This window comes from Paraburkholderia sp. SIMBA_053 (genome assembly GCF_046534895.1).
Taxonomy (GTDB): domain Bacteria; phylum Pseudomonadota; class Gammaproteobacteria; order Burkholderiales; family Burkholderiaceae; genus Paraburkholderia; species Paraburkholderia caledonica.
Genome location: NZ_JAWRXU010001777.1, coordinates 1 through 234 on the forward strand (window position 1 = coordinate 1; position 234 = coordinate 234).

1 protein-coding gene is annotated in these 234 nt (G+C 62.8%); it reads left to right on the forward strand.

Annotation, left to right across the window (positions count from 1 at the left end):
- On the forward strand, positions 1-234 hold a 234-nt coding region (locus tag SB753_RS41635; protein WP_410805764.1), incomplete at both ends, for a cytosine permease.

The following is a 234-nucleotide window of genomic DNA, read 5'->3' on the forward strand; positions in this document are numbered from 1 at the left end:
CAGACAGCGCAATCCGCCGATACGACTCACGCCGGCAGCAGTCTATACAACGAAGACCTCGCGCCGACGGGCCCCGCGCAGCGCACGTGGAGGTGGTATCACTTCGCCGCGCTTTGGGTCGGCATGGTGATGAACATCGCGTCGTACATGCTCGCGGCCGGTTTGACAGAAGAGGGCATGTCGCCGTGGCAGGCTGTGCTGACGGTATTGCTCGGCAACCTGATCGTACTGGTG